The sequence below is a fragment of the Cryptosporangium sp. NPDC051539 genome (genome assembly GCF_044454545.1).
Classification (GTDB): Bacteria; Actinomycetota; Actinomycetes; order Mycobacteriales; family Cryptosporangiaceae; genus Cryptosporangium.
Genome location: NZ_JBITDV010000013.1, coordinates 1 through 21,748 on the forward strand (window position 1 = coordinate 1; position 21,748 = coordinate 21,748).

Annotated in this window: 22 protein-coding genes; 15 read left to right on the forward strand and 7 right to left on the reverse strand. The window is 69.7% G+C overall.

From position 1 onward, the window contains the following. Positions 1-368 precede the first annotated feature (368 nt). The 10 genes from ACIBZJ_RS33810 to ACIBZJ_RS33855 all read left to right on the forward strand — a co-directional run bounded on the left by ACIBZJ_RS33810 (position 369) and on the right by ACIBZJ_RS33855 (position 10,597). Complete coding sequence (locus ACIBZJ_RS33810) at positions 369-521, forward strand: hypothetical protein (protein WP_395936993.1); 153 nt, start codon at positions 369-371, stop codon at positions 519-521. A gap of 338 nt (positions 522-859) precedes the next feature. Then, positions 860-1,621 (forward strand): DeoR/GlpR family DNA-binding transcription regulator, encoded by a 762-nt coding sequence (locus ACIBZJ_RS33815; protein ID WP_395936995.1) that lies wholly within the window; start codon positions 860-862, stop codon positions 1,619-1,621. Next, complete coding sequence (locus ACIBZJ_RS33820) at positions 1,618-2,562, forward strand: 1-phosphofructokinase family hexose kinase (RefSeq protein ID WP_395936997.1); 945 nt, start codon at positions 1,618-1,620, stop codon at positions 2,560-2,562. The genes ACIBZJ_RS33815 and ACIBZJ_RS33820 overlap by 4 nt, the downstream gene beginning before the upstream one ends. A gap of 128 nt (positions 2,563-2,690) precedes the next feature. Beyond that, complete coding sequence (locus tag ACIBZJ_RS33825) at positions 2,691-3,989, forward strand: ABC transporter substrate-binding protein (RefSeq protein ID WP_395936999.1); 1,299 nt, start codon at positions 2,691-2,693, stop codon at positions 3,987-3,989. Positions 3,990-4,065: 76 nt separating this feature from the next. After that, entirely contained in the window at positions 4,066-5,019 is a 954-nt protein-coding gene (locus ACIBZJ_RS33830; protein WP_395937001.1) for a carbohydrate ABC transporter permease, read from the forward strand. Continuing rightward, positions 5,016-5,882, forward strand: a complete 867-nt coding sequence (locus ACIBZJ_RS33835; protein WP_395937003.1) for a carbohydrate ABC transporter permease — start codon at positions 5,016-5,018, stop codon at positions 5,880-5,882. Before ACIBZJ_RS33830 ends, ACIBZJ_RS33835 begins: the two co-directional genes overlap by 4 nt. A gap of 10 nt (positions 5,883-5,892) precedes the next feature. Next, positions 5,893-6,882 (forward strand): zinc-dependent alcohol dehydrogenase family protein, encoded by a 990-nt coding sequence (locus tag ACIBZJ_RS33840; RefSeq protein ID WP_395937005.1) that lies wholly within the window; start codon positions 5,893-5,895, stop codon positions 6,880-6,882. Then, positions 6,879-8,354: an FGGY-family carbohydrate kinase gene (locus tag ACIBZJ_RS33845; protein ID WP_395937007.1), complete on the forward strand. Its 1,476-nt coding sequence runs from the start codon at positions 6,879-6,881 to the stop codon at positions 8,352-8,354. Before ACIBZJ_RS33840 ends, ACIBZJ_RS33845 begins: the two co-directional genes overlap by 4 nt. A 60-nt stretch (positions 8,355-8,414) precedes the next feature. Further along, entirely contained in the window at positions 8,415-9,254 is an 840-nt protein-coding gene (locus ACIBZJ_RS33850) for a hypothetical protein (protein WP_395937009.1), read from the forward strand. Positions 9,255-9,328: 74 nt separating this feature from the next. Continuing rightward, complete coding sequence (locus tag ACIBZJ_RS33855; RefSeq protein WP_395937011.1) at positions 9,329-10,597, forward strand: MFS transporter; 1,269 nt, start codon at positions 9,329-9,331, stop codon at positions 10,595-10,597. On the opposite strand, the gene ACIBZJ_RS33860 is transcribed toward ACIBZJ_RS33855, so the two are convergent. The 4 genes from ACIBZJ_RS33860 to ACIBZJ_RS33875 all read right to left on the reverse strand — a co-directional run bounded on the left by ACIBZJ_RS33860 (position 10,594) and on the right by ACIBZJ_RS33875 (position 15,505). Beyond that, a complete protein-coding gene (locus ACIBZJ_RS33860; protein WP_395937013.1) occupies positions 10,594-11,340 on the reverse strand; it encodes an amino acid ABC transporter ATP-binding protein in 747 nt (248 codons plus the stop codon). The genes ACIBZJ_RS33855 and ACIBZJ_RS33860 overlap by 4 nt on opposite strands. After that, positions 11,337-12,188, reverse strand: coding sequence for an amino acid ABC transporter permease (locus tag ACIBZJ_RS33865; protein WP_395937015.1), 852 nt, complete (start codon positions 12,186-12,188; stop codon positions 11,337-11,339). Before ACIBZJ_RS33865 ends, ACIBZJ_RS33860 begins: the two co-directional genes overlap by 4 nt. Beyond that, complete coding sequence (locus tag ACIBZJ_RS33870; RefSeq protein ID WP_395937017.1) at positions 12,185-13,054, reverse strand: ABC transporter substrate-binding protein; 870 nt, start codon at positions 13,052-13,054, stop codon at positions 12,185-12,187. Before ACIBZJ_RS33870 ends, ACIBZJ_RS33865 begins: the two co-directional genes overlap by 4 nt. A 111-nt stretch (positions 13,055-13,165) precedes the next feature. Next, positions 13,166-15,505, reverse strand: coding sequence for a TIR domain-containing protein (locus ACIBZJ_RS33875; protein ID WP_395937019.1), 2,340 nt, complete (start codon positions 15,503-15,505; stop codon positions 13,166-13,168). A 196-nt stretch (positions 15,506-15,701) separates the two neighbouring features. Here ACIBZJ_RS33875 and ACIBZJ_RS33880 point away from each other — a divergent pair, with 196 nt between their 5' ends. From ACIBZJ_RS33880 to ACIBZJ_RS33895, 4 genes are read left to right on the forward strand one after another with little or no spacing between them, the layout of a single operon-like run. Then, positions 15,702-16,037 (forward strand): hypothetical protein, encoded by a 336-nt coding sequence (locus ACIBZJ_RS33880; RefSeq protein WP_395937021.1) that lies wholly within the window; start codon positions 15,702-15,704, stop codon positions 16,035-16,037. 4 nt (positions 16,038-16,041) lie between these two features. Beyond that, positions 16,042-17,202, forward strand: coding sequence for a glutathionylspermidine synthase family protein (locus tag ACIBZJ_RS33885; RefSeq protein WP_395937023.1), 1,161 nt, complete (start codon positions 16,042-16,044; stop codon positions 17,200-17,202). Between the two features lie 8 nt (positions 17,203-17,210). Further along, positions 17,211-17,672 carry a DUF350 domain-containing protein gene (locus ACIBZJ_RS33890; RefSeq protein ID WP_395937025.1) on the forward strand — a complete coding sequence of 154 codons (462 nt, stop codon included), beginning with the start codon at positions 17,211-17,213 and terminating at the stop codon, positions 17,670-17,672. Positions 17,673-17,676: 4 nt separating this feature from the next. Next, positions 17,677-18,048 carry an NADH-quinone oxidoreductase subunit A gene (locus tag ACIBZJ_RS33895; RefSeq protein WP_395937027.1) on the forward strand — a complete coding sequence of 124 codons (372 nt, stop codon included), beginning with the start codon at positions 17,677-17,679 and terminating at the stop codon, positions 18,046-18,048. Here ACIBZJ_RS33895 and ACIBZJ_RS33900 read toward each other — a convergent pair. The 3 genes from ACIBZJ_RS33900 to ACIBZJ_RS33910 form a co-directional block, all read right to left on the reverse strand. Next, entirely contained in the window at positions 18,035-18,745 is a 711-nt protein-coding gene (locus ACIBZJ_RS33900; RefSeq protein ID WP_395937029.1) for an ABC transporter ATP-binding protein, read from the reverse strand. The two genes, ACIBZJ_RS33895 and ACIBZJ_RS33900, sit on opposite strands and share 14 nt — an antisense overlap. Beyond that, complete coding sequence (locus tag ACIBZJ_RS33905; protein WP_395937031.1) at positions 18,742-19,764, reverse strand: ABC transporter substrate-binding protein; 1,023 nt, start codon at positions 19,762-19,764, stop codon at positions 18,742-18,744. Before ACIBZJ_RS33905 ends, ACIBZJ_RS33900 begins: the two co-directional genes overlap by 4 nt. A 67-nt stretch (positions 19,765-19,831) precedes the next feature. Further along, entirely contained in the window at positions 19,832-20,608 is a 777-nt protein-coding gene (locus ACIBZJ_RS33910) for an ABC transporter permease (protein WP_395937033.1), read from the reverse strand. Positions 20,609-20,696: 88 nt separating this feature from the next. On the opposite strand from ACIBZJ_RS33910, the gene ACIBZJ_RS33915 reads away from it, so the two are divergent. Beyond that, positions 20,697-21,686, forward strand: a complete 990-nt coding sequence (locus tag ACIBZJ_RS33915; protein ID WP_395937035.1) for an aldo/keto reductase — start codon at positions 20,697-20,699, stop codon at positions 21,684-21,686. The last annotated feature ends 62 nt before the right edge of the window (positions 21,687-21,748 follow it).

Genomic DNA, 21,748 nt, shown 5'->3' on the forward strand with positions numbered 1-21,748 from the left:
GTGGACAGGTCGTTACCGAACGACGCGGTCTCGGACGTGAACCGGTCCCCGGTCAACTGCATCCCATCACCGGAGTCACCGGCAAACCGGATCACCACCCGGTCCAAGCGCCGGACCTGCTTGCTCACTCGGCTGTCCTCCTCTGGCGCACCTCGGGCGCCGGTGCGGCCTGTTGCCGGACTTTGGTCCCGATGCTACGTCGGTATGTCAGTGTTCTCGGCTTTGCGTCCGGGGCCGAGGCCCTTGTTACCGCCGTCACAGAGGATCGCCTGAGCGGCGCGGACGAAGGCTACTCCCCGTGCATTGCGCGGGCTCGCGGTGCGCGGGGTATTCCGAAGGTGAGAGACCACGATCCCGAGGAGGAAGTCATGAGCGAACCCACCGAGAGCGCGCCCTGGACCGATGGAGAGGAATCCCGGTCCGAGTGGCGTGATGGCGACAGCCGCTGGATCGACGGCGACCTGGAATCCGGCGCTGACCCGGTCGAGTCGCCCGCCCCGACCGACGAGCCCGCCGGCTGACTCCGCCCGGGTGGCGCCGATCGGTCACGATTCGGTCACGCGACCGGCGGGAACGTTCGGCCGGACGCCGGAGTGCCCGGCCGCGCCGAGCGGCCGATGTTGCCGGACGGGCGTCATACGGACAGCCTCCTGCCTGGATCCGGGCGAACGCCGCGCGTCGGAATCGTGGAGTTACCTGCATCACCAGGGTGGAAGCCGATGCCCGAGTCGGGCACAACCGGGCAGCATTCCGGCGAAGGAACCTGTTGGACCCGTTAAGGGCAGGTGTTAAACAGGTCACACAACCGAGAACAGCCCGAGATCGGCGTCGATCCGGGCGGTTGCCAAAGGAGGCCGGGATGCGCGCTGAGGAACGCCAACACCGCATCCTTGCCCGGGCCCGCAGCGACGGCCGGGTCGACGTCAGCAGCGTCGCGGCCGACCTCGCGGTCGCGCCCGAAACCGTCCGCCGGGATCTGCGCCTCCTCGAGCAGCACGGCCTCGTCCGACGGACGCACGGCGGCGCCTACCCGGTGGAGAGTGCCGGTTTCGAGACCAACCTGGCCAACCGCGCGACGCTCCGGGTGCCGGAGAAGCGCCGGATCGCCGCCGCCGCGGTCGAGCTGCTCGGTGACGCCGAAACCGTCTTCATCGACGAGGGCTTCGGCCCGCAGCTGGTCGCCGAGGCGCTGCCGCCCGGCCGGCCGCTGACCGTGATCACCGCGAGCATCCCGGTCGCGAGCCATCTGGCGACCAAGCCCGACACCACGGTCTACCTGCTGGGTGGCCGGGTCCGTGGGCGCACGCTGGCCACCGTCGACCACTGGGCCACCCAGATGCTGGCCGGCTTCGTCATCGACCTGGCGTTCCTGGGCGCGAACGGCATCTCGCGCCGGTACGGCCTCACCACGCCCGACCCCGCGGTCGCCAACGTCAAGGCGCAGGTCGTCCGGGCCTCGCGGCGCCGGGTGTTCGCCGGCGTGCACACGAAGTTCGGCGTCAACAGCTTCTGCCGGTTCGCGTCGGTGGCCGACTTCGAGGCGATCGTCACCGACACCGGTCTGTCGGCGGTCGAGGCCCAGCGCTACTCCGTACTCGGGCCTCAGGTGATCCGCGCATGATTCTCACGGTCACCCCGAACCCGAGCCTGGACCGCACGTTCGTCCTCAACGGCCTCCGGCTCGGCGAGCTCAACCGAGCGTCCACCGACACCGTCGAAGGCAGTGGCAAAGGCGTCAACGTGGCGCGCGTCCTGCACGCCGCAGGCGTCCGGACCGGGATCGTGCTGCCGGCCGGCGGCCCGGAAGGCGCGCAGCTCGCGACGCTCCTGGAGGCCGAAGGCCTCACCTACCGGGTCGTGGCGACCGATGCGCCGGTCCGGACCAACGTGACGCTGCTGGAGCCCGGGCGGACGACCAAGGTCAACGCCCCGGGCGCCGCGCTCACCCCGGCGGACGCCGACGCGCTCGTCGCGGCCGTCGAGGACCTCGCGCACGGCGCCGACTGGGTGGTCTGCTGCGGTTCGCTCCCTCCGGACACCCCGGCGGAGCTGATCGCGCGGATCGTCGAAGCCGGCCGTCGCGCCGGTGCTCAGACCGCGGTGGACGCCTCCGGCCCGGCGCTGCTGGCCGCCGCCGAGGCCGGGCCGGATGTCCTGGCGCCGAACGCCGACGAACTCTCCGAACTCACCGGCCGGGTGTTCCCGCCCGGTGGACGACCGCTAGTCCGGGCCGCACTCGACGCCGCACACACGCTCGCCGGAGACACCGGTGGCGGCGTGCTCGTCAGCCTCGGTCCGGACGGGGCGGTCTGGGTGGACCCGGAGTCCGCACTGCACGGGTCCGTGACTCCGGTGACCCCGGTCAACACGGCCGGTGCCGGCGACGCTCTGCTGGCCGGGTGGCTCGCCGGGCCACCGGAGCCGGACGGAAGGCTCCGGAACGCGGTGGCCTGGGGGACGGCGGCCTGCCTGCTGCCGTCCACGGCGGGAGACGTCGCCACGACGGCCCGCCCCGCTCGTGTCCGGATCGACGATCTCGGGGTTCCCGCCGCGGGACCCTGATCGTGAGCAGTAACCCGAAGTAACCAACCCCCACTCGAATCACTCCGTCGGAGGCGCTCGTGGCTCTCGCTGGTGTTAGGCCAATACGCAGAGTAGTTGCTTCGCTCTCTGCTGTCGTCATTGCGTCCATGGCGCTCAGCGCCTGTAGTGGCGCCGGCGGCGGCGGCAGCTCGAGCGACAGCAAGACAGTCAACGTCCTGATGGTCAACAACCCGCAGATGCTGGACATCCAGAAGCTGACCGCGGACAACTTCACCAAACAGACCGGCATCAAGGTCAACTACACGGTGCTGCCGGAGAACGACGTCCGCGACAAGATCAGCCAGGAGTTCTCCAGCCAGGCCGGTCAGTACGACGTCGCCACGATTTCGAACTTCGAGGTGCCGTCGTACGCGAAGAACAACTGGCTCGCGCCGCTCGACGACTTCGTCAGCAAGGACAAAGAGTTCAACCAGGACGACGTCCTGGGCTCGATGACGAAGTCGCTGACCGCGGAGGACGGCAAGCTCTACGCCGAGCCGTTCTACGGTGAGTCGTCGTTCCTCATGTACCGCAAGGACGTCTTCGCGGCCAAGGGCCTGAAGATGCCGGAGAAGCCGACCTGGCAGCAGGTCGCCGATCTGGCGGCGAGGGTCGACAACGCGCAGCCCGGCATGCGGGGCATCTGCCTCCGTGGCCTCCCCGGCTGGGGCGAGGTCTTCGCTCCGCTGACCACCGTCGTCAACACGTTCGGCGGCACCTGGTTCGAGAAGGACTGGACCCCGAAGGTCAACGCGCCGGAGTTCCAGCAGGCCACGCAGTTCTACGTGGACCTGGTCCGCAAGCACGGCGAGTCCGGTGCTCCGCAGGCCGGCTTCACCGAGTGCCTGAACAACATGCAGCAGAGCAAGACCGCCATGTGGTACGACGCCACGTCGGCCGCCGGTTCGCTGGAGGCCAAGGACTCGCCGGTCGCCGGCAAGCTGGGCTACGTCGAGGCGCCGGTCGTCAAGACCAAGAGCTCGGGCTGGCTGTACACCTGGGCCTGGGCGATCCAGAAGGCCAGCAAGCGGCAGGACAACGCCTGGAAGTTCATGTCCTGGGCGTCCAGCGCGAAGTACGAGGACCTCGTCGGCAGCAAGATCGGCTGGGCGAACGTGCCGGCCGGTAAGCGTCAGTCGCTGTACGACAACCCCGAGTACCAGAAGGCCGCCGCCTCGTTCTACAAGGTGACGGACGAGGCGATCAGCAACGCCGACCCGGAGAACCCGGGTGTGCAGGCGCGGCCGGCACCGGGCATCCAGTTCGTCGGTATCCCGGAGTTCACCGACCTCGGTACCCAGGTCTCGCAGGAAGTGAGCGCGGCAATCGCCGGGCGTCAGACCGTCCAGCAGGCCCTTGACAAGGGTCAGGACCTCGCTCAGAAGGTCGCTGACAAGTACAAGTAGTCGCCCCCACCGGCCGGGCCGCCGCCACGGCGGCCCGGCCGGCACCGCACCGAGATGGCGCCCGAAGGGGGTACCCATGACCGCCATCGCACCGACTGCCGAGACCGCAACTCCCGGCACCAACCGCCGCCCGCCCGCAGCCATGCGCCGCGCCGGAGACTGGGCCCGACGGGCACCGCTCCTGCCGGCCCTGGTGTTCCTGATCATCGTCACCCAGCTGCCGTTCGTGGCCACGCTGGTGATCTCGTTCATGGACTGGAACTCGCTCTACCCCGACCAGCGCGGCTTCGCCGGCGTCGGCAATTACGCCGACGTGTTCACCGACGCGAGCCTGCGCTCGTCGGTCGTCACGACGATCATCCTGACGGTCTCGGTCGTGCTGATCAGCGTGATCTTCGGCCTCGGGATCGCGTTACTGCTCAACCGGACGTTCCGCGGCCGGGGCTTCGTGCGCACGCTGATGATCGCGCCGTTCCTGGTCGTTCCGGTGGCGGCCGCGCTGCTCTGGAAGCACGCGCTGTTCAACCCGGAGTACGGCCTGTTCAACGGCATCCTGACCTGGCTGTTCGGGCCGGACGCGCCGCAGCCGGACTGGATCACCGAGGCGCCGCTCGCGGCCGTCGTCGCGTCGCTGGTCTGGCAGTGGACGCCGTTCATGATGCTGATCCTGCTGGCCGGCCTGCAGAGCCAGCCGCTGGACGCGCTGGAAGCGGCCCGGGTCGACGGCGCGACCCCGATGCAGATGTTCCGGTTCCTGACGCTGCCGCACATGCGGCGGTACCTGGAGCTGGGTGCGCTGCTCGGCTCGATCTACATCGTCCAGAACTTCGACGCGGTGTTCACGCTGACGTCCGGCGGTCTGGGCACGGCGAACCTGCCGTACACGATCTACCAGACCTTCTACCAGGCCCACGACTACGGACGGGCGTCCGCGGCCGGGGTGGTCGTGGTGATCGGGACGATCGCGATCGCGACGTTCGCACTGCGTGTCGTCTCGTCGCTGTTCCAGGAAGAGGAGGGTCGGGCATGACCGCCGCCGTTGCTGCGAAACCCACGAAGGCGGGTCCGTCCCGCGGGAGAGCGGCCCCGCTCCTGGGCCTCGTCGCCTGGATCGTCGGGATCGTGTTCTTCCTGCCGGTCGCGTGGATGGTGCTCACCGCGTTCCACAGCGAGTCGGACGCGGCCACCAACCCGCCGTCGATCGCCGCCGGGCTCACGCTCGACGGGTTCCGCGAGTTCTTCGGCGCGACCAGCGGTGCGTCGCCGTGGCCGCCGCTGATCAACTCGGCGATGGCGTCGATCGTGTCGACGCTGATCGTGCTCGCGCTGTCGATCCCGGCGGCGTACGCGCTGTCGATCAGGCCGGTCCGGAAGTGGACCGACGTGATGTTCTTCTTCCTGTCGACGAAGATGCTGCCGGCCGTCGCCGGTCTGCTGCCGATCTATCTGATCGCGCAGAAGGCCGGGATGCTCGACAACGTCTGGACGCTGGTCATCCTGTACACCTCGATGAACCTGCCGATCGCGGTGTGGATGATGCGGTCGTTCCTGGCCGAGGTACCGGTCGAGATCCTCGAGGCCGCCGCGATCGACGGCGCCGGCCTGATCACCGTGCTGCGCCGGGTCATCGTCCCGGTCGCGATGCCCGGCATCGCCGCGACCTCACTGATCTGTTTCATCTTCAGCTGGAACGAGATGCTGTTCGCCCGGGTACTCACCGGCGTGGTCGCGCAGACCGCACCGGTGTTCCTGACCAGCTTCGTCACCAGCCAAGGCTTGTTCCTGGCCAAGGTGTGCGCGGCGGCGACGGCAATCTCGCTCCCGGTTCTCGCCGCCGGGTTCGCGGCTCAGGACAAGCTCGTCCAAGGTCTCTCCCTCGGCGCCGTCAAATAGGAGTTGCTCCATGAAAGCTGCCGTCATCACCGGAGTCGGCGCGGTCGAAGTGACGACCGTCGACGACCCGACGCCCGGTCCGCGTGAGGTCGTGGTCGACGTCGCCGCCTGCGGCCTGTGCGGCACCGACCTGCACATCCTGCAGGGGGAGTTCGCGCCGACGCTGCCGGTCATCCCCGGGCACGAGTTCGCGGGCGTCGTCGTCGAGATCGGCTCGGAGGTCAACGAACTGGCGGTGGGCGATCGGGTGGCGGTGGACCCGTCGCTCTACTGTCACGAGTGCCACTACTGCCGGCTCGGCAAGAACAACCTGTGCGAGCGGTGGGCCGCGATCGGCGTCACGACGGCCGGTGGCGCCGCCGAGTACGCGGTCGCACCGGTCGCGAACTGCGTCAAGCTGCCGGACAACGTCCGGACGGAGGACGCGGCGCTGATCGAGCCGCTCTCCTGCGCCGTGCGCGGGTACGACGTCCTGAAGTCGCAGCTGGGCGCGCACGTGCTGATCTACGGCTCGGGCACGATGGGCCTGATGATGCTCCAGCTGGCCAAACGCGTCGGCGCGGCCAGCGTCGAGATCGTCGACCTGAACCCGGAGCGCTTGAAGACCGCGGTTCAACTGGGGGTCAGCGCGACCGGGGCGACGCCGGACGAGTTCGAGCGGCCGCGGGGCTGGGAGCTCGTGATCGACGCGACCGGCAACGCCAAGGCGATCCAGGACGGGCTCAGCCGGGTCGGCAAGGGCGGCACGTTCCTGCAGTTCGGTGTCTCGGACTACGCGGCGCGGGCGACGATCGAGCCGTACAAGATCTACAACCAGGAGATCACGATCACCGGTTCGATGGCTGTGCTGCACAGCTTCGAACGGGCCGCCGAGCTGTTCGCGAGCGGCGTCCTCGACCCGGACGTGTTCATCTCCGACCGTCTGCCGCTGGACTCGTACGCCGCGGCTCTCGACCAGTTCGCAGCCGGGAAGGGACGGAAGATCGAGGTCATCCCGTGACCTACCCGGAGGGGTACCTGCTGGGTATCGATGCCGGGCAGACCGTCATCAAGGCGGCGCTGTTCGACCCCTCCGGTCACGAGGTGGCGGTCGCCCGGGCCACCACCGCGGTCAGCTCGCCGCACCCGCACTGGCAGGAGCGGGACATGGACGCCGCCTGGGGTGCGGCGGCCGATGCGGTGCGCCAGGTGCTGGACGTCTCGGAGGTCGATCCGACCGCGGTGCTCGCGGTCGGGCTGGCCGGCCACAACGACGGTCTGCACCTGGTCGACGGGGCCGGCCGGCCGGTGCGGCCGGCCGTCCTCGCGACCGACTCCCGGGCGGTGGCCGAGGCCGCCCGGCTGTGCGAGCTGACCGGTGAGTCGGCGCTGGCGATGACCGGTTCGGTCCCGCTGCCCTACAGCCCGGTCTCGATCCTGGCCTGGCTGCGCGCACACGAGCCCTCGGCCCTGGAGCGGGCCGCGGCGCTGCTGTACTGCAAGGACTGGCTGTCGCTCAACCTCACCGGCGAGGTGGCGACCGACCCGACCGACGCCAGTGCGTTCGCCACCGACCTGTGGACCCAGGAGTGGTCCACCGCCGTTCTCGAGCTGTACGGCTTGGAGGACGTGGCCCGGCTGCTGCCGCCGATGCGCCGCTCGTCGGTGGTGTCCGGAACGGTGACGGCGACCGCCGCGGAACGGACCGGCCTGCGTCCCGGTACCCCGGTCGTCACCGGTTGCCACGATGTGGACGCCAACGCGCTGGGCATCGGCGCGATCGGTACCGGCGCCCTCAGCCTGGTGCTCGGAACGTTCAGCATCAATCAGGTCGTCGGCAACGCGCCGGTCGTCGACCCGCGCTGGCAGGCCCGCACGTTCTTCCCGGACGGCGCCTCGCCGCGCTGGCTGCACATGTCGACGTCGCCCAGCGGAGCGTCGAACCTGGAGTGGGCGGTGCGGCAGTTCGGGGGAGCGTCCTACGAGTCCGTGATCTCGGCGGCGCTGCGTGACGGCGCGTTGGCGCCGGTGGTGGACGATCCGCTCTACCTGCCGTTCCTCTACGGCGGTCCGGTGCCGTCGTCGGGGGGTGGGTTGGTCGGGCTACGCGGGTGGCACACGGCCGCGGACGTCTACCGGGCGGTCCTGGAGGGGATCGTGTTCAACCACCGGTGGCACGTCGAGGCGCTCGGCTCGTCGTTCCCGCTGGTGGGAGCCGCGCGCCTCTGCGGGGGAGGCGCGCGCAGCGCGGCCTGGTCGCAACTGCTCGCGGACGCGCTCGGCCTGCCGGTCGAAGTGACGGACGCGGCCGAGGCCGGTGCCCGGGGTGCGGCGATGCTCGCCGGGGCGGGCGTGGGGGCGTTCGCCGACCTCGGCGCCGCCGTGGACGCGTGCGTCCGCGTGGTGCGGCGGCACGAGCCCACGCGGAGCCTCGACGCGCGATACGGGCGGTACCTGGCCACTGCGGAGGCGTTGGCTACTTTGCGTACTTGACAGAGGCGAGAATCGTTACTTCCGGCGGCGGCGTGCGGCTGCTGCCGGAAGGAGCCCACGATGGTGCGCAGCGTGGCGTGCGTGGTCGCTGTTGTTCTACTTCTCTGCGGGTGGGGGGCGCCGGCCTCCGCGGCGGGACCGGACGGGCCGGCCCTCGTTCACCGCGGCGACTGGTATCTGCGGACGTCGCCGTCGGGTGGCCCGGCCCAGTCGGCGTTCCGGTACGGCACCGGCGGTGACCTGCCGGTGATGGGCGACTGGGACGGCGACGGCCGGGAGACCGTCGGCGTCGTCCGGACGCTCCCCGGCGGCGGGTACCGCTGGCTGCTGCGCAACAGCAACAGCGCCGGTCCGGCCGAGGTCAGCTTCGACTACGGGGCCCAGCGGATCGTGACCGGTGACCGGCTGGGCTCCATCCCGGTGGCAGGCAACTTCGACCCGTCGGATGCCGCCGCCGAGGTCGGGATCGTCTACGTGGAGCCGAACGGGTCGCTGACCTGGGCGATCCGCGGAGAACGACGCTTCTCGTTCGGACGCGCGACCGACCGGCCGATCTGGGGTGACTGGGACGGTGACGGGGCCGACACCCCGGGCGTGGTCCGGGACGGAAACCGCTGGCTGCTGTCGGACGCCCGCGGTGGCTCGGCGTCCCGGGCCTTCACGTTCGGCTCCCCGGCCGGAGACCTCCCGGTGCCCGGCGACTGGAACGGTGACGGCGTCGACACGCCGGGTGTCGTCCGAAACGATCCGCCGTCGCAGGGCAATGGGGGGTACGACATCTGGCTGGTGCGGAACAGCTCGACGTCCGGCCCCGCCGACCGGTCGTTCCGGTTCGGCAGTGACGCGCTCGCGCCGGACCTACCCTTGGAGAACGTGCCGCGACTGCGTTTCAGGGCCTGAATTTCGGGATTCGGCTGACACGGGAGTGGCCTGCTCCGAATATGAGTCGCGCTCACGTTTGGAGGGGCCCGCCGATGGTTGTTGACCCGGCCGACCAGGTCGGTAGCCGGTCTGCGCTGGACGAACCGACCCGGTCACCCGGCGGGCGCTGGCTCACGTCCTGGACCCTGGGGCATTTCGCGTTCTTCATGGTGATGTTCGGGGCGGCCCAGGTCGTGCTGCCGCGGCAGGCCGAGTCGATTTCGCCGGACCACAAGGAAACCGTGGTCAGCGTCGTCACGTTGGTCGCGGCGCTGGTGACGATCGTGGTGAACGTGCTGGTCGGGGCGTACTCCGACCGGACGCTGGCGGGGCGTGGGCGGCGGCAGATCTGGGTTTTCCTCGGTGCCGTCGTCACGATCGTCGGCCTGGTGTTCCAGGGGTACCAGCACACGGTCGTCGGGATGGTCGTGATCTGGGCGCTGGTGCAGGTCGGGCTCTCGTCGATCAGCGCCGCGCTGACCGCCGCGCTGCCGGACGAGGTGCCCGTGACCGAGCGGGCCAGGGCGTCCTCGCTGTGGGGCATCGCGTCGGCGGCCGGGCCGCTGATCGGGATCGCGCTGGTCAGCACGCTCTTCGCCGGAGTGGTCTCGGCGTACCTGGCGCTCGCGGTGCTGACCGTGTTCATGGCGTTCCCGTTCGCGCTGTGGACGCGGGGGGTGCCGCTGCGGCCCGAACAGCGGCCGGTGACGTCGTTCCGGGCGATCGTGGCCGGGACGCTGGCGCCGCTGCGGTTCCCGGACTTCGCCTGGGCGTGGACCGGGCGGTTCTTCATCCAGCTCTCGAACGCGCTGGCGCAGGTGTATCTGTGGTTCTTCCTGCGCGACCGGGTCGGCGTCGACCCGGACCTGTGGACGCTCTACCTGGCGCTGCTCTACACCGGTGGCGCGGTCGGGGCGGCGATTCCGGCCGGGCGGATCTCCGACCGCACCGGTCGCCGCAAAGCCCTCGTGGTCGTGTCGTCGGTGCTGCAGGGTGTTGCGGCGGTGTTCTACATCTTCTGGCCCGACCTCTGGGCCGCGATGATCGGGTCGCTACTGCTCGGCATCGGGTTCGGGTGCTACGCCGCGGTGGATCAGGCGCTGATCACGCAGGTGCTGCCGCGGGCCGAGGACCGCGGCAAGGATCTGGGCGTCATCAACGTCGCGAACAACCTGCCGTACGTTTTCGCGGGGGCCTTGGGGGGTGCGACGCTCTCCCTCTTCGGCCGGGACGACCTCGGCTACCCGGTCCTCTACACGCTGTCGCTGGTGACGGCGGTGCTCGCGGCCCTGACCGTCCAGCCCATCAAGTCGGTCCGCTAGAGGCGGTGGGCCTCGGTGATTCGGCGGAGGAACTGTTGGGTGCGTTCCTGCTTCGGCGCGCCGAAGATCTCGGGCGGGGTGCCGCGCTCGTGGATCCGTCCGTCCGCCAAGAAGCAGACCTGGTCGGCCACCTCGCGGGCGAACCCCATCTCGTGCGTCGCGATCACCATCGTCATCCCGTCGTCCTTCAGGGACGAAACGACGTTCAGCACCTCGCCGACCAGCTCCGGGTCGAGTGCCGCGGTGATCTCGTCCAGCAGCAGCAGCGTGGGATCGGTCGCCAGCGCCCGCACGATCGCGACGCGCTGCTGCTGCCCACCGGAGAGCCGGTCGGGGTAGTCGGACGCCTTCGCGGCCAGGCCGAGGCGGTCCAGCAGCGCCCGGGCGCGATCTTCGGCCTCGCGCCGCGGAACCCGGTGCACCCGGCGCGGCGCCAGCGTGATGTTGTCCAGCACCGACAGGTGGGGGAACAGGTTGTAGGCCTGGAAGACCACGCCGATCCGCTGCCGCACCTCGTCCACGTTCACCCGCGGATCCGTGATCTCGCGATCGGACAGGAAGATGGCCCCGTCGTCGATCGTCTCCAGCAGGTTCACGCACCGCAGGAGCGTCGACTTCCCCGAGCCGGACGCTCCGATCAGCACGGTGACGGTGTGCGCGGGCACGTCCAGGTCGACGTCGTCCAGGACGACGTGCGTTCCGAACACCTTCCGGACGTTCTCGGCCCGTAGTACCGAGGTCATACCGTCCCTCCTTGCGATTGCCGCCGATTCATCCGCGCGGCCACCCAGTCGGTGAGCCGTGTCAGCGGGATCGTCAGCACGATGAACAGCAATCCGGCGACCACGTACGACGTGAAGTTGAACGTCTTGCCGCTGTAGATCTGTGCCGCGTACACCGCGTCCACCGCACCGCCGATCGAGACCAGGCCGGTGTCCTTGCTCAGCGACACCAGGTCGTTCAGCAGCGGCGGCACCACCCGGCGCACGGCCTGCGGCAGCACCACGAACCGGGTCGTCTGCCGCCAGTTCAGCCCCAGCGACCGGGCCGCGGCCCGCTGCGACGGGTGCACCGACTCGATGCCGGCCCGGAACACCTCGGCGACGTACGCCGAGTACGTGAGCACCAGCGCGAACCCGCCCAGGTAGATCGGGTCGTTGGTCACGCCGGTCAGCCGGAGCGCCGGTATTCCGAAGATGCACAGCAGCAGCGTGATGATCAGCGGCAGGCCACGGAACAGGTCGGTATAAACCGTGGCCAGCGCGCGCAACGGAAAGAACACCGGCCCGCGTAGCGTCCGCAGAAGGGCGAGGACCAGGCCGAACGCGAGGATGACGGCCCCGCACACCACCAGCAGCCGGACGTTGAGCCAGAGACCCTCGAGAATCGAGGGGAACGCGTCCTTGGCGTGGTGCCAGCTGAAGAACGTCTCCCGGACGCGGGACCAGCCCGGTGAGCTGACGATCGCGACGATCAGCGCGACGACCACGACCAGCGAGCTCGCACCGGCGATCCCGGCCGAACGGATCGCCCGGGAACGGCGGTAGCGCTCCCGGGCGAGTTGCCGCTCGCTTTTTACGTGGGAGGTCACTTCAAGACGGGCGCGTTAGTGGCTTCCGAAAGCCACTGCTGCTCGAGCTTGGCGAACGTGCCGTCTTCGGACAGCGCCGACGTCGCCTTCGACACGCACGCGGTCAGCTTCGATCCCTTGTCGAGCACCAGCCCGAACTGCTCCGGCGTGCCGACGGTGTTCTCGAACTGGCCGACGACCGTCGCGTCGGTGATCTCGGCACCGGTGATGTAGAACGCGGTCGGCAGGTCGACGACGATCGCGTCCACCTGGCCGTTCTTCAGCGCAGCCTTGGCCAGGTCGTTCTTCTGGTAGATCGAGGGCTTCGCGGACGGCTTGATGACGTTCTCGACCAGGTCGAGCGAGGTCGTGCCGACCTGCGCGCCGATCTTGAAACCCTTGAGGTCGGCGATCGACTTCGCTTTCGCCGCCGGCGAACTCTTCAGCGCGATGATCGACTGCCGGACGTCGTAGTACCCGGACGAGAAGTCGACGGCGTTCTTGCGCTCGTCGCTGATGCTCACCTGGTTGACGTCGAAGTCGAACGACTTCTTGCCGGGCGCGATCGCGCTGTTGAACGGCACCGTGACCCAGGCGACCTTGTCCTTCGGGTAACCGAGCTGGTCGGCGACCGCGTACGCGACCGCGGACTCGTAACCCTTCCCGTTCGTCGGGTCGTCGCCCGAGAACCAGGGCTCGTAAGCGGGCTTGTCGGTACCGATCGTCAGCGTGCCGGACTTCAGCGTGGCCAGCGAACCGGCCGCGCACGCGTCCGACGAGGCGGAGGCACTCGCGGACGACGAGGTGTCCTCGTCGGCCGGCGCACAGGCGGCTGCCCCCAGCGCGACGAACAGAGCGAGGGCCGCGGCGGGCAAAGCACGGATCATGCGGATCTCCGACTCGAACGGTAGGTAATTGAACGCCGCGTCAGCGTACGTGGTTCTTTTCGCCCGGCCGCATCCCGGCGCCGGGTTGCCGCGAAACCGTAATGAGCCAGGTCACGCGTGGTCCTTCACCACCCGCGCCACCCGCAGGAGTGTCTCGTCCTGCTCGTGCTCGGAGAGACCGGAGAGCGGGCGACCGTCCGGGTTGGCGGCCTGGAACTCCCGGAGGACCGGCAGGTCGCTGAACAGGCACGGGTTCACGACCACCGGCACGATGCGGCAGCCACCGGACGCGGCCGCCCGCAGCAGCGACGGCAGCTCGATCGACGCGATGAACTCCGACGCCAGGAAGTCGCTGCTGACCAGCAGGATCGCGATCCGGGCCCGGTCGAGCGCGTCGGCGATCTCGTCACGCCAGCGGTCGCCGGTGAGCACCCGCCGGTCGGACCAGACGTCGATCGAGCCGTTGTGCACGAGCGGTCGCAGGTGCAGTTCCAGACGCTCCAGCCAGGCCTGGTCGCGGTGGCTGTAGCTGACGAAGACCTGGTCGCGCGAGCGGGGACGCCGCTTGCCGACGACCTCGTACAGCCGATCGACGGAGAGCCGGCGCAGGTAGAACAGCAGCTGCGGATCCTCGGCCAGGAGATGGCCGGGCTCGTAGTGCAGGTGCGCGGCGACGTCGGCGGGCAGCCCGCCGGCGGCCCTGATCGCGTCGAAGCCGGGCCGCAGACCCGGTTCGGCCTCCGAAATCCGGACGACTCCGTCCGTCCCGACCGAGCCGCTGTCGCGGAGTGCGGCCAGCAGCGGGACGCACCCGTCGAGTGCGGCGAGCCGGCGTAGCGCCGGGCCGTACTTCCGGGCGCAGGCCTCGGTCACCCGGTCGAGGACGAGCCCGACGTCGGCGCCGATCGAGGTGCGCTCGGTCCGGGTCCCCTCGATCCGGTAGCCGGCCGCCAGCTCCCAGCACAGCATCTGCGCGGTCAGCAGGCTGCCCGCGGCGGCCAGCACGACCCGGGCCCGGTGCACGAACTCGACGTTGAGTGCGTCTTCGCCCTTCCGCACCATCTCCTCGATCGTCGCGTCGCTGACGGCCGGGAGCCGGAACACGTCGATCCGGGTGGCGACGTCGTGCGCGAGCTCGACGAGGCTGTCTCCGGTGCCGGGAATGCCGATGAGGATCAGCTTGCTCCCGGACTCCTCGTCGGCCAGCACCTTCAGGTAGTCGACGAGGTCGCGCCGGACGTCGGCAGGCAGGCGGTGGACGTCGTCGACGGCGACCGTGCCTTCGTGGCCGTCGGGGAGTTCCTCGATCGCGGCCCGGTCGGCACGGCGGCGGCCGGAGAGCACCACCGGGTGCCGGGCCGGATCGAGGCGCTCGATCGCGCGGAGCAGCAGCGTGGTCTTGCCGATCCCGGACGGACCCTCGAGCACGATGCCTCGCCCGGGCGCCCGCAGCGCCGACAGGAACCGGTCGAAGTCCGGCGGCTCGACGAACGTCAGCGTGGGAGCGCCGCTGCGCTTGAACACCTCGTCGAGCGTGTGCGCGAGGGCGTTGCGCACCGCGGGCTGCGGGAGACGCGGGGTGATGATCTGCCGGATCCCGTCGGCGATGCTGCGCAGGCCCTGGTCGAGGCTCTCCCACCGCAGCAGCGGCCGGCCCCGTGGCAGCGCCGGGGCATGGCCGGGCGGCAACGAATCCCAGCTCACGTCGCTGACGAGTACCGGCACGACGAGCGTCCGACCGGCGCTTTGGCGCCGCAGGATCTGCCGGAACGGCTCGCTGCCGAGATAGCCCTGGTTGATCAGGTCGCGGCTCAGGCAGACGAGCACGAGGTCGGCGTCGTCCGGATGCGGCGGTCGCACTCCCGGCGGCTCGGACGCGATCATCGAGACGGTGATCGCGCGGGCCCAGTCGTCGGCCGCGGTGGGGCGGAACGCGCACCAGACCCCGACCGCCTCTCCCCGCGACGTCGGGAGCCCGCCGATCGCGGCCGCGAGCGGCGCGGCCAGGTGCGTGTCGTGGGGAGCGAGAACCGCCGCGATCCGCACCGGTGCCTCGCCCCGCAGCGCAAGCGGGTGCTCGTCGGAGAGCATCGGGCGGACGTAGTCGCGCAGCCAGGCGGCAGCGGCGTCCGGCGCCGTGCCAGTGAGGTCGAGGTACTGGTAGTCGCGGAGCGGCGGGGGTAACGGGGTGCGCTCGACCAGAAGCGGCAGCAGCCGGATCTCGCCGCGCGCGGCCGCGGAATCCAGCAGCGGCCACGATCGTGCGCAGACCGGATCCGCGAAGAACCGCGGGCTGAGCACGATGACGGCCACCGGCCACCCCGGCCCCTCGGCCGGTGCGAGGGGCTCCCGGGTGATCCGACCCACGCCGAGATCGGAAAGTGCGCCGATCAGCGCGTCGGCCCAGGCGTCGTCGCCCTCGGCGACGTTGATGCTGAAATCGACCGTCATCGGATCCTTCTGGCGAGTGCGTTCTGCGACAGGGTAGTGACACCGAGCAGCAGAGGCGTGAACTCGCGAAATGGCTCTACACTCGGTCGCCGATCGAACCGTAGGACCGGGAACGGGAGTGACAGCTGTGGGCCCGACCGAGCGAGAGATCCCCGTCAGCCGTCCGGCGCCGGAAAAACGGCCCGAACGTCGCCGGATGAGCTCGTCGACGGTGAAGATCGGGATGGTCGGTGCGCTCTCGCTGACGGTGGCCGCCTGCGGCGGCGGTGACAACGTCACCGCCCGGTGCGTCGACCGGAACTCGTACCAGTCCGACGGCTCGTACCGCGTCGTGGACGACGACCGCTGCGACGACAACAACCGCTACTACGGCAGCCACGGCGGCTACTACTGGTACTACGGCGGCACCAGCCGGGGCTCCCGGATCTACAAGGGCACCACAGTCAAGCCCAAGGACGCCACGATCACCACGCCGAAGGGCAAGACCATCCAGCGGGGCGGGTTCGGCCACCGCTCGTCCAGCGGCAGCTGACGCCGTGCGGCGCGAGAAATCCACCCCGCGGCCGGGGTGGGAGAGCCTGATCGAATCCCAGGGTCTGGCGTTCCACCGGACGTCCCACCCCGAGCACCTCACTCGCCCCTACTGGGACGAATCGGTGCACTACACGTTCACGATGGACGAGGTCCTGTCGATCGAGGCCGACGTCGAGACGCTGCACCAGATGTGCCTGGACGCGGTCGAACACGTCATCACGACCAAGCGGTACACCGACTTCGGCATCCCGGGCTGGGTGGCTCCCTCGATCGAGGAGTCCTGGCGGCGCCGCGACCCGCATCTGTTCGGCCGCTTCGACTTGCGCTACGACGGCTCCGGCCCGGCCAAGATGCTCGAGTACAACGCCGACACCCCGACCAGCCTGGTCGAGACGTCGATCATCCAGTGGTACTGGAAGCAGGACGTCTACCCCGACGACGACCAGTGGAACTCACTGCACGAGCGGCTGGTCGCGGGGTGGCGGAACGTGGCCGCCCGCGCGCCCTCCGGCCCGGTGCACTTCACCTGGACCCACGAGGACGAGTCCGGCGAAGAAGTCATGACGATCGCCTACCTGCAGGAGACCGCTGAGCAGGCCGGTCTGAACGGCCTGTCGATCGCGGTGGAGGACATCGGCTGGCACTACGGGCTCAAGCGTTTCGTGGACCTCGACGAACGCGTGATGAGCACGGTCTGCAAGCTCTACCCCTGGGAATGGGCGGTCAACGACCTGTTCGGCAAGAACGTCATCGACGCGCTGCCGACGATGACCTGGGTCGAGCCGATCTGGAAGATGCTGCTCTCGAACAAGGCGCTGCTCGCGGTGCTCTGGGAGCTGCACCCCAACCACCCCAACCTGCTGCCCGCGTATCTGCGGACCCCGGGTCCGTTGCTGAGCTACATCCAGAAGCCCCTGCTCGGACGCGAGGGCGCGAGCATGCAGATCGTCACGCCTTCCGGCACTCAGGCGACGTACGGGCAGTACGGTGCCGAGGGCTTCGTTTACCAGGAGTTCTGGGAGCTGCCGGAGTTCGACGGCCAGCGTCCGGTGCTGGGCGCCTGGGTCGTCGAGGACGAGGCGGCGGGCCTGGGCATCCGCGAGACCACCGGGCTGATCACCGACGACACGTCCTCGTTCGTGCCACACCGAATCCACAAGTGAGAGGCAGCATGAGCACCGAGGTAGTAATCGCGCTGGACAGCACGTACTGGAACGCGGTCGGCCGGGGGGCGGGCTCGATCGTGGCCTACGCGGCGCTCGGCCTCGTTCTGCTCCTGATCGGGTATTACGCGATCGACCTGGCGACGCCGGGGCGGCTCTCGGTGATCATCCGCGACGAGAAGAACGTCAACGCGACCGTGCTGGCGTCCTGCGCGGTGTTCGGGGTCGCGCTGATCATCGTCGCGGCGATCTGGTCGTCGGGCGGCCGGCTCGTCGAGGGGCTGATCTCGACCGCGATCTTCGGGCTGATCGGGATCGTGGCCCAGGTGGTCGCGGCGTTCGTGTTCAACGTCCTGGCCCGGATCGACGTGCGCCGCCTGGTGCACGAGCCGGAGGTCTCGCCGGCCGCCGTGCTGCTCGGCGTCACGAACATCGCGATCGGCTTGGTGACCGCGATCGCCGTAATCTGAGCCCGTGGACTCCTACCTCGGTCAGTACGCCTCGCTCGGTGCGCTGCTGATCGTCGGCGTCGGGTTCGTCGCGGTGTCGTTCGGCGTCAACCGGGTGCTCGCGCCGCACCAGCCGTCCGCGGCGAAGTTGTCGACGTACGAGTGCGGCGTCGACCCGGTCGGTGGTGACTGGGCCCAGGCCCAGATCCGGTACTACGTCTACGCGTACCTCTACGTGCTGTTCGCGGTGGAGAGCGTGTTCCTCTTCCCCTGGGCGGTCGTCTTCGACCGCCCAGGGTTCGGTGTCGCCACGCTCGTCGAGATGGGGATCTTCGTCGGGCTGCTCGCGCTCGGCCTGCTCTACGCCTGGCGCAAGGGCGTTCTCAGGTGGACGTGACGACCGCGCGAACCTCGTCGATGGCGGCCAGGATCGCCGGCGAGGAGCGGTCCTGGGCGGCGTCGTTCCCGACCGGGAGGTCGAGCACTATCCGCCCGGGGCGCGGGCTCATCACCAGCACGCGGCTGGACAGCAGCACGGCCTCCTCCACACTGTGGGTCACGAACAGCACCGTGCGGCCCGTCGCGATCCGGCGCAGCTCTCCCTGCAGGCGCTCGCGAGTCAGCGCGTCGAGCGCGCCGAACGGTTCGTCCATCAGCACCGTCGACGGCTCGGTGGCGAGCACCCGGGCGATCTGACAGCGCTGCTGCATACCGCCGGACAGCTCGTACGGCGCCGCGTCCGCGAAGTCGGCGAGTCCGACGAGGTCGAGGTACTGCCGGGCCGTAGCTTTTCGTTGCGCGCGGGGCACCCGGCGCATCTTGAGCCCGAACTCGACGTTCCCGGCGACCGAGAGCCACGGGTAGAGGCTCGGCCGCTGGAACACGACGCCGCACTCGCCGTCGGCCTCGACCGTGCCGGCCGAGGCCCGCACCAGCCCGGCGACGATCCGGAGCAGCGTCGTCTTGCCGCAGCCGGACGCGCCGACCACCGAGACGAACTCACCCGGCTCGATCGTGAGGTCGGTGCGGTGGAGCGCCTTCACCTGCCCGCCGCGTCCGTCGTAGGTGTGCTCGACGCCCGTCAGCCGGATCATTGCGGTACTGACTTCGCGAACGAGGCGTCCACCGCCCCCTGGTACGACTTCTCCTCGCGGACGGTCGTGATCTGGCCCAGGTCCTTGTTGAACTTCGCGGTCGCGTAGAGGTTGTCCGGCAACCCCTTGGAGAGGTATTCGTCGCCCGCCTGGGTCGCCGCGTCGACGAAGATGAGGTCGCCCATCTGCGCCTTCGCGTCGGCCGGGCTGATCGAGAGCTCGGCGGCGATCGCGGCCGCCGCGGCGTCGGGGTCGCTCTTGATGAGCTTCACGGCCTTGTCCTGCTGGGCGACCCAGGTCTTGACCGCGTCCGGGTATTTGTCGGCGAACTTGTCGGTGACGACCGCGAGGTCGTAGGTGGTCTTGCCCTTCTGCGCGAGGTCGGCGCTGGTGACGAGCGTCTTGCCGCCGTCGGCGAGCAGCTTCGCGAGGACCGGGTTCCAGACGTAGGCGCCGTCGATGTCGCCGCGCTTCCACGCGGCCAGGATCGCGTCCGGCTCGGAGTCGATGACCTTGACCGACTTGGCGTCGAGACCGGCTTCCTGGAGGGCGGCCAGCAGGCTGTAGTGCGAGGTCGACGCGAACGGCGTCGCGATCGTCTCGCCCTTCAGGGCCTGGATGTCGGTGACCCCGCCCTTGACGGCGAGCGCCTCGGCTTTGCCGATCACGTCGAAGATCCACGGCACCCGGTACTTGATTCCGGACGAGATCCCCCGGGACGCCGGGCTGGAGCCGACCAGGCCGATGTCGACCGAGCCGGCTTGGATCGCCTCGTTGACCGAGCCGCCCGAGTCGAAGAGCTTCCACTCGATCGACGTCCCGCTGCCGAAGGCCTGCTCGAGCCACTTGCTGTGCTTCACGACCAGGTCGCCGTTGGGGATCTGCTGGTAGCCGATGACGATCTTGCCCGGCTTGCCGCCGTCGGCGGTGTCCTTGTCGTCACCGCCGCACGCGGCGGCCGTCAGCAGCAGGGCGGTGGCCGCCGCGGCCGCGGTCAAACGGCGGAGTGGGAGTCGCATCAGGGCTCCTTGTCAGAGGTGTGGCGGGCTCAGAGGTGGGGGGCTCAGAGGTGGGGGGTGAGGCCGGTCAGATGCGCCCGGCCCAGGGGACCAGGGCTCGTTGGATCAGGCGGAGGACGGCGTCGAGCGCCAGGGCGGTGAGGCCGATCGTGATGACGCAGAGGATCGCGACGTCGGTGAGCAGTTCCTTCTTCGTGGCCCAGGCCAGGCCACCGATGCCGGGAATTCCGTTCGACGTCTCGGCCGCGACGATCGTCGTCCAGGCGAAGCCGAGCGCGATCCGGATGCCGGTCAGCACGTCCGGGGCCGTTGAGGGCAACACGGTATGGACGACGACCTGCCAGCGCCCGGCGCCGAGCGAGCGGGCCGACTCCAGGTACTCGATCGGGATGCGCCGCACGCCGGCCAGCGTCGCCAGCGTGATCGGCGGGAACGACGCGAGGAACAGCAGCCACACCTTCGAGCTGTCTTCGATCCCGAACCAGATGATCAGCAGGCTGAAGTACGCCAGCGGCGGCAGCGCACGGAGGAAGTCCACGTACGGCTCGACCACGGCGCGGATCGGTGCGACGGTCGCCAGCACCACGCCGAGGGGGACTCCGAACAGGATCGCCCAGAACAGCCCGCGCAGGATCCGCCAGAGGCTCGCGCCGAGGTGTTCCCAGAGGTAGTAGCCCTGGTAGCCGGGACTGCCGTTGTGTGAGGTCACCGAATACACGAATGCGTCGGCGACCCGGCCGGGTGACGGCAGGAAGATCGGGTCCCAGATCTCCGCGGCGGCCAGCGCCCACCACACCGCCAGCAGGACCACGATCGAGAGCACCACCGACAGCGATCGCCGCACCGAACCCCCTGATGATGTCGATCTAACCGATAGGCATAGTGCATTACCTGGACGCCCGGGCGCCAGAGGGGTGACTAGGCTTCAACACATGGAGAGTCGGAAGCTAGGACGTACCGGACGTTCCGTGAGCGTGGTCGGGCTGGGCTGCTGGCAGCTCGGCGCCGACTGGGGCGACGTCGACGAGCAGGACGCGATCGGCATCCTGGCCGCGGCGGCCGACGCGGGCGTCACGTTCTTCGACACCGCCGACGTCTACGGAGACGGGCGCAGCGAGCGGCTGATCCGCTCCTATCTGGCGAGCGGGTCGGCGGTCCCCGGCATCACGGTCGCGACCAAGGCCGGCCGGCGCGCCGATCCGTTCGTGGCCGAGACGTACACCGAGGCGAACCTGCGGGCCTGGATCGACCGTTCGCGCGCCAACCTCGGCGTCGACACACTCGACCTGGTGCAGCTGCACTGCCCGCCGACGCCGGTCTACTCCGACGACCGGGTGTTCGACATCCTGGACAGTTTGATCAGCGAGAAGACGATCGCCGCGTACGGCGTCAGCGTCGAGACCGTCGACGAGGCGCTCACCGCCATCGCGCGGCCGGGTGTGGCCACCGTCCAGATCATCCTGAACGCGTTCCGGCTCAAGCCGCTCGAGCGCGTGCTCCCGGCGGCCGCCGAAGCGGGCGTCGGCATCATCGCGCGGGTGCCGCTCGCCAGCGGCCTGCTGTCCGGCAAGTACGACGAGCGCACGACGTTCGCGGCGAACGACCACCGGAACTTCAACCGGCACGGCGAGTCGTTCGACGTCGGCGAGACGTTCTCCGGCGTCCCCTACGAAGTGGGTCTGGAGGCGGTCGGCGCGCTGCGCGGCGTCGCGCCGGAGTCGTGGACCACCGCACAGCTCGCGCTGCGCTGGATCATCGACCAGCCGCAGGTCAGCAGCGTGATCCCGGGCGCGCGCAGTGCGGCCCAGGCGCGCGACAACGCGGCTGTCGGAGAGCTGTCACCGCTGCCGGAGGAAGCGCACGCGGCGGTGGCGGAGGTCTACGACCGGCTGATCCGGCCGCACGTCCACGATCGCTGGTGACGTCCTGACCCACCCGGCCGAGCCACGATCGACCGCTGCTCGCGCGGGCGGGCCGGCGTCCG

What these genes read in the sequence shown, in the direction of transcription:
- ACIBZJ_RS33835 (WP_395937003.1), top strand. Translation starts at nt 5,016, where the DNA reads ATGACCGCCGCCGTTGCTGCGAAACCCACGAAGGCGGGTCCGTCCCGC.
- ACIBZJ_RS33850 (WP_395937009.1), top strand. Translation starts at nt 8,415, where the DNA reads ATGGTGCGCAGCGTGGCGTGCGTGGTCGCTGTTGTTCTACTTCTCTGC.
- ACIBZJ_RS33860 (WP_395937013.1), bottom strand. Translation starts at nt 11,340, where the DNA reads ATGACCTCGGTACTACGGGCCGAGAACGTCCGGAAGGTGTTCGGAACG.
- ACIBZJ_RS33915 (WP_395937035.1), top strand. Translation starts at nt 20,697, where the DNA reads ATGGAGAGTCGGAAGCTAGGACGTACCGGACGTTCCGTGAGCGTGGTC.
- ACIBZJ_RS33825 (WP_395936999.1), top strand. Translation starts at nt 2,691, where the DNA reads ATGGCGCTCAGCGCCTGTAGTGGCGCCGGCGGCGGCGGCAGCTCGAGC.
- ACIBZJ_RS33815 (WP_395936995.1), top strand. Translation starts at nt 860, where the DNA reads ATGCGCGCTGAGGAACGCCAACACCGCATCCTTGCCCGGGCCCGCAGC.
- ACIBZJ_RS33830 (WP_395937001.1), top strand. Translation starts at nt 4,066, where the DNA reads ATGACCGCCATCGCACCGACTGCCGAGACCGCAACTCCCGGCACCAAC.
- ACIBZJ_RS33880 (WP_395937021.1), top strand. Translation starts at nt 15,702, where the DNA reads ATGAGCTCGTCGACGGTGAAGATCGGGATGGTCGGTGCGCTCTCGCTG.
- ACIBZJ_RS33820 (WP_395936997.1), top strand. Translation starts at nt 1,618, where the DNA reads ATGATTCTCACGGTCACCCCGAACCCGAGCCTGGACCGCACGTTCGTC.
- ACIBZJ_RS33900 (WP_395937029.1), bottom strand. Translation starts at nt 18,745, where the DNA reads ATGATCCGGCTGACGGGCGTCGAGCACACCTACGACGGACGCGGCGGG.
- ACIBZJ_RS33870 (WP_395937017.1), bottom strand. Translation starts at nt 13,054, where the DNA reads ATGATCCGTGCTTTGCCCGCCGCGGCCCTCGCTCTGTTCGTCGCGCTG.
- ACIBZJ_RS33855 (WP_395937011.1), top strand. Translation starts at nt 9,329, where the DNA reads ATGGTTGTTGACCCGGCCGACCAGGTCGGTAGCCGGTCTGCGCTGGAC.
- ACIBZJ_RS33875 (WP_395937019.1), bottom strand. Translation starts at nt 15,505, where the DNA reads ATGACGGTCGATTTCAGCATCAACGTCGCCGAGGGCGACGACGCCTGG.
- ACIBZJ_RS33890 (WP_395937025.1), top strand. Translation starts at nt 17,211, where the DNA reads ATGAGCACCGAGGTAGTAATCGCGCTGGACAGCACGTACTGGAACGCG.
- ACIBZJ_RS33840 (WP_395937005.1), top strand. Translation starts at nt 5,893, where the DNA reads ATGAAAGCTGCCGTCATCACCGGAGTCGGCGCGGTCGAAGTGACGACC.
- ACIBZJ_RS33810 (WP_395936993.1), top strand. Translation starts at nt 369, where the DNA reads ATGAGCGAACCCACCGAGAGCGCGCCCTGGACCGATGGAGAGGAATCC.
- ACIBZJ_RS33905 (WP_395937031.1), bottom strand. Translation starts at nt 19,764, where the DNA reads ATGCGACTCCCACTCCGCCGTTTGACCGCGGCCGCGGCGGCCACCGCC.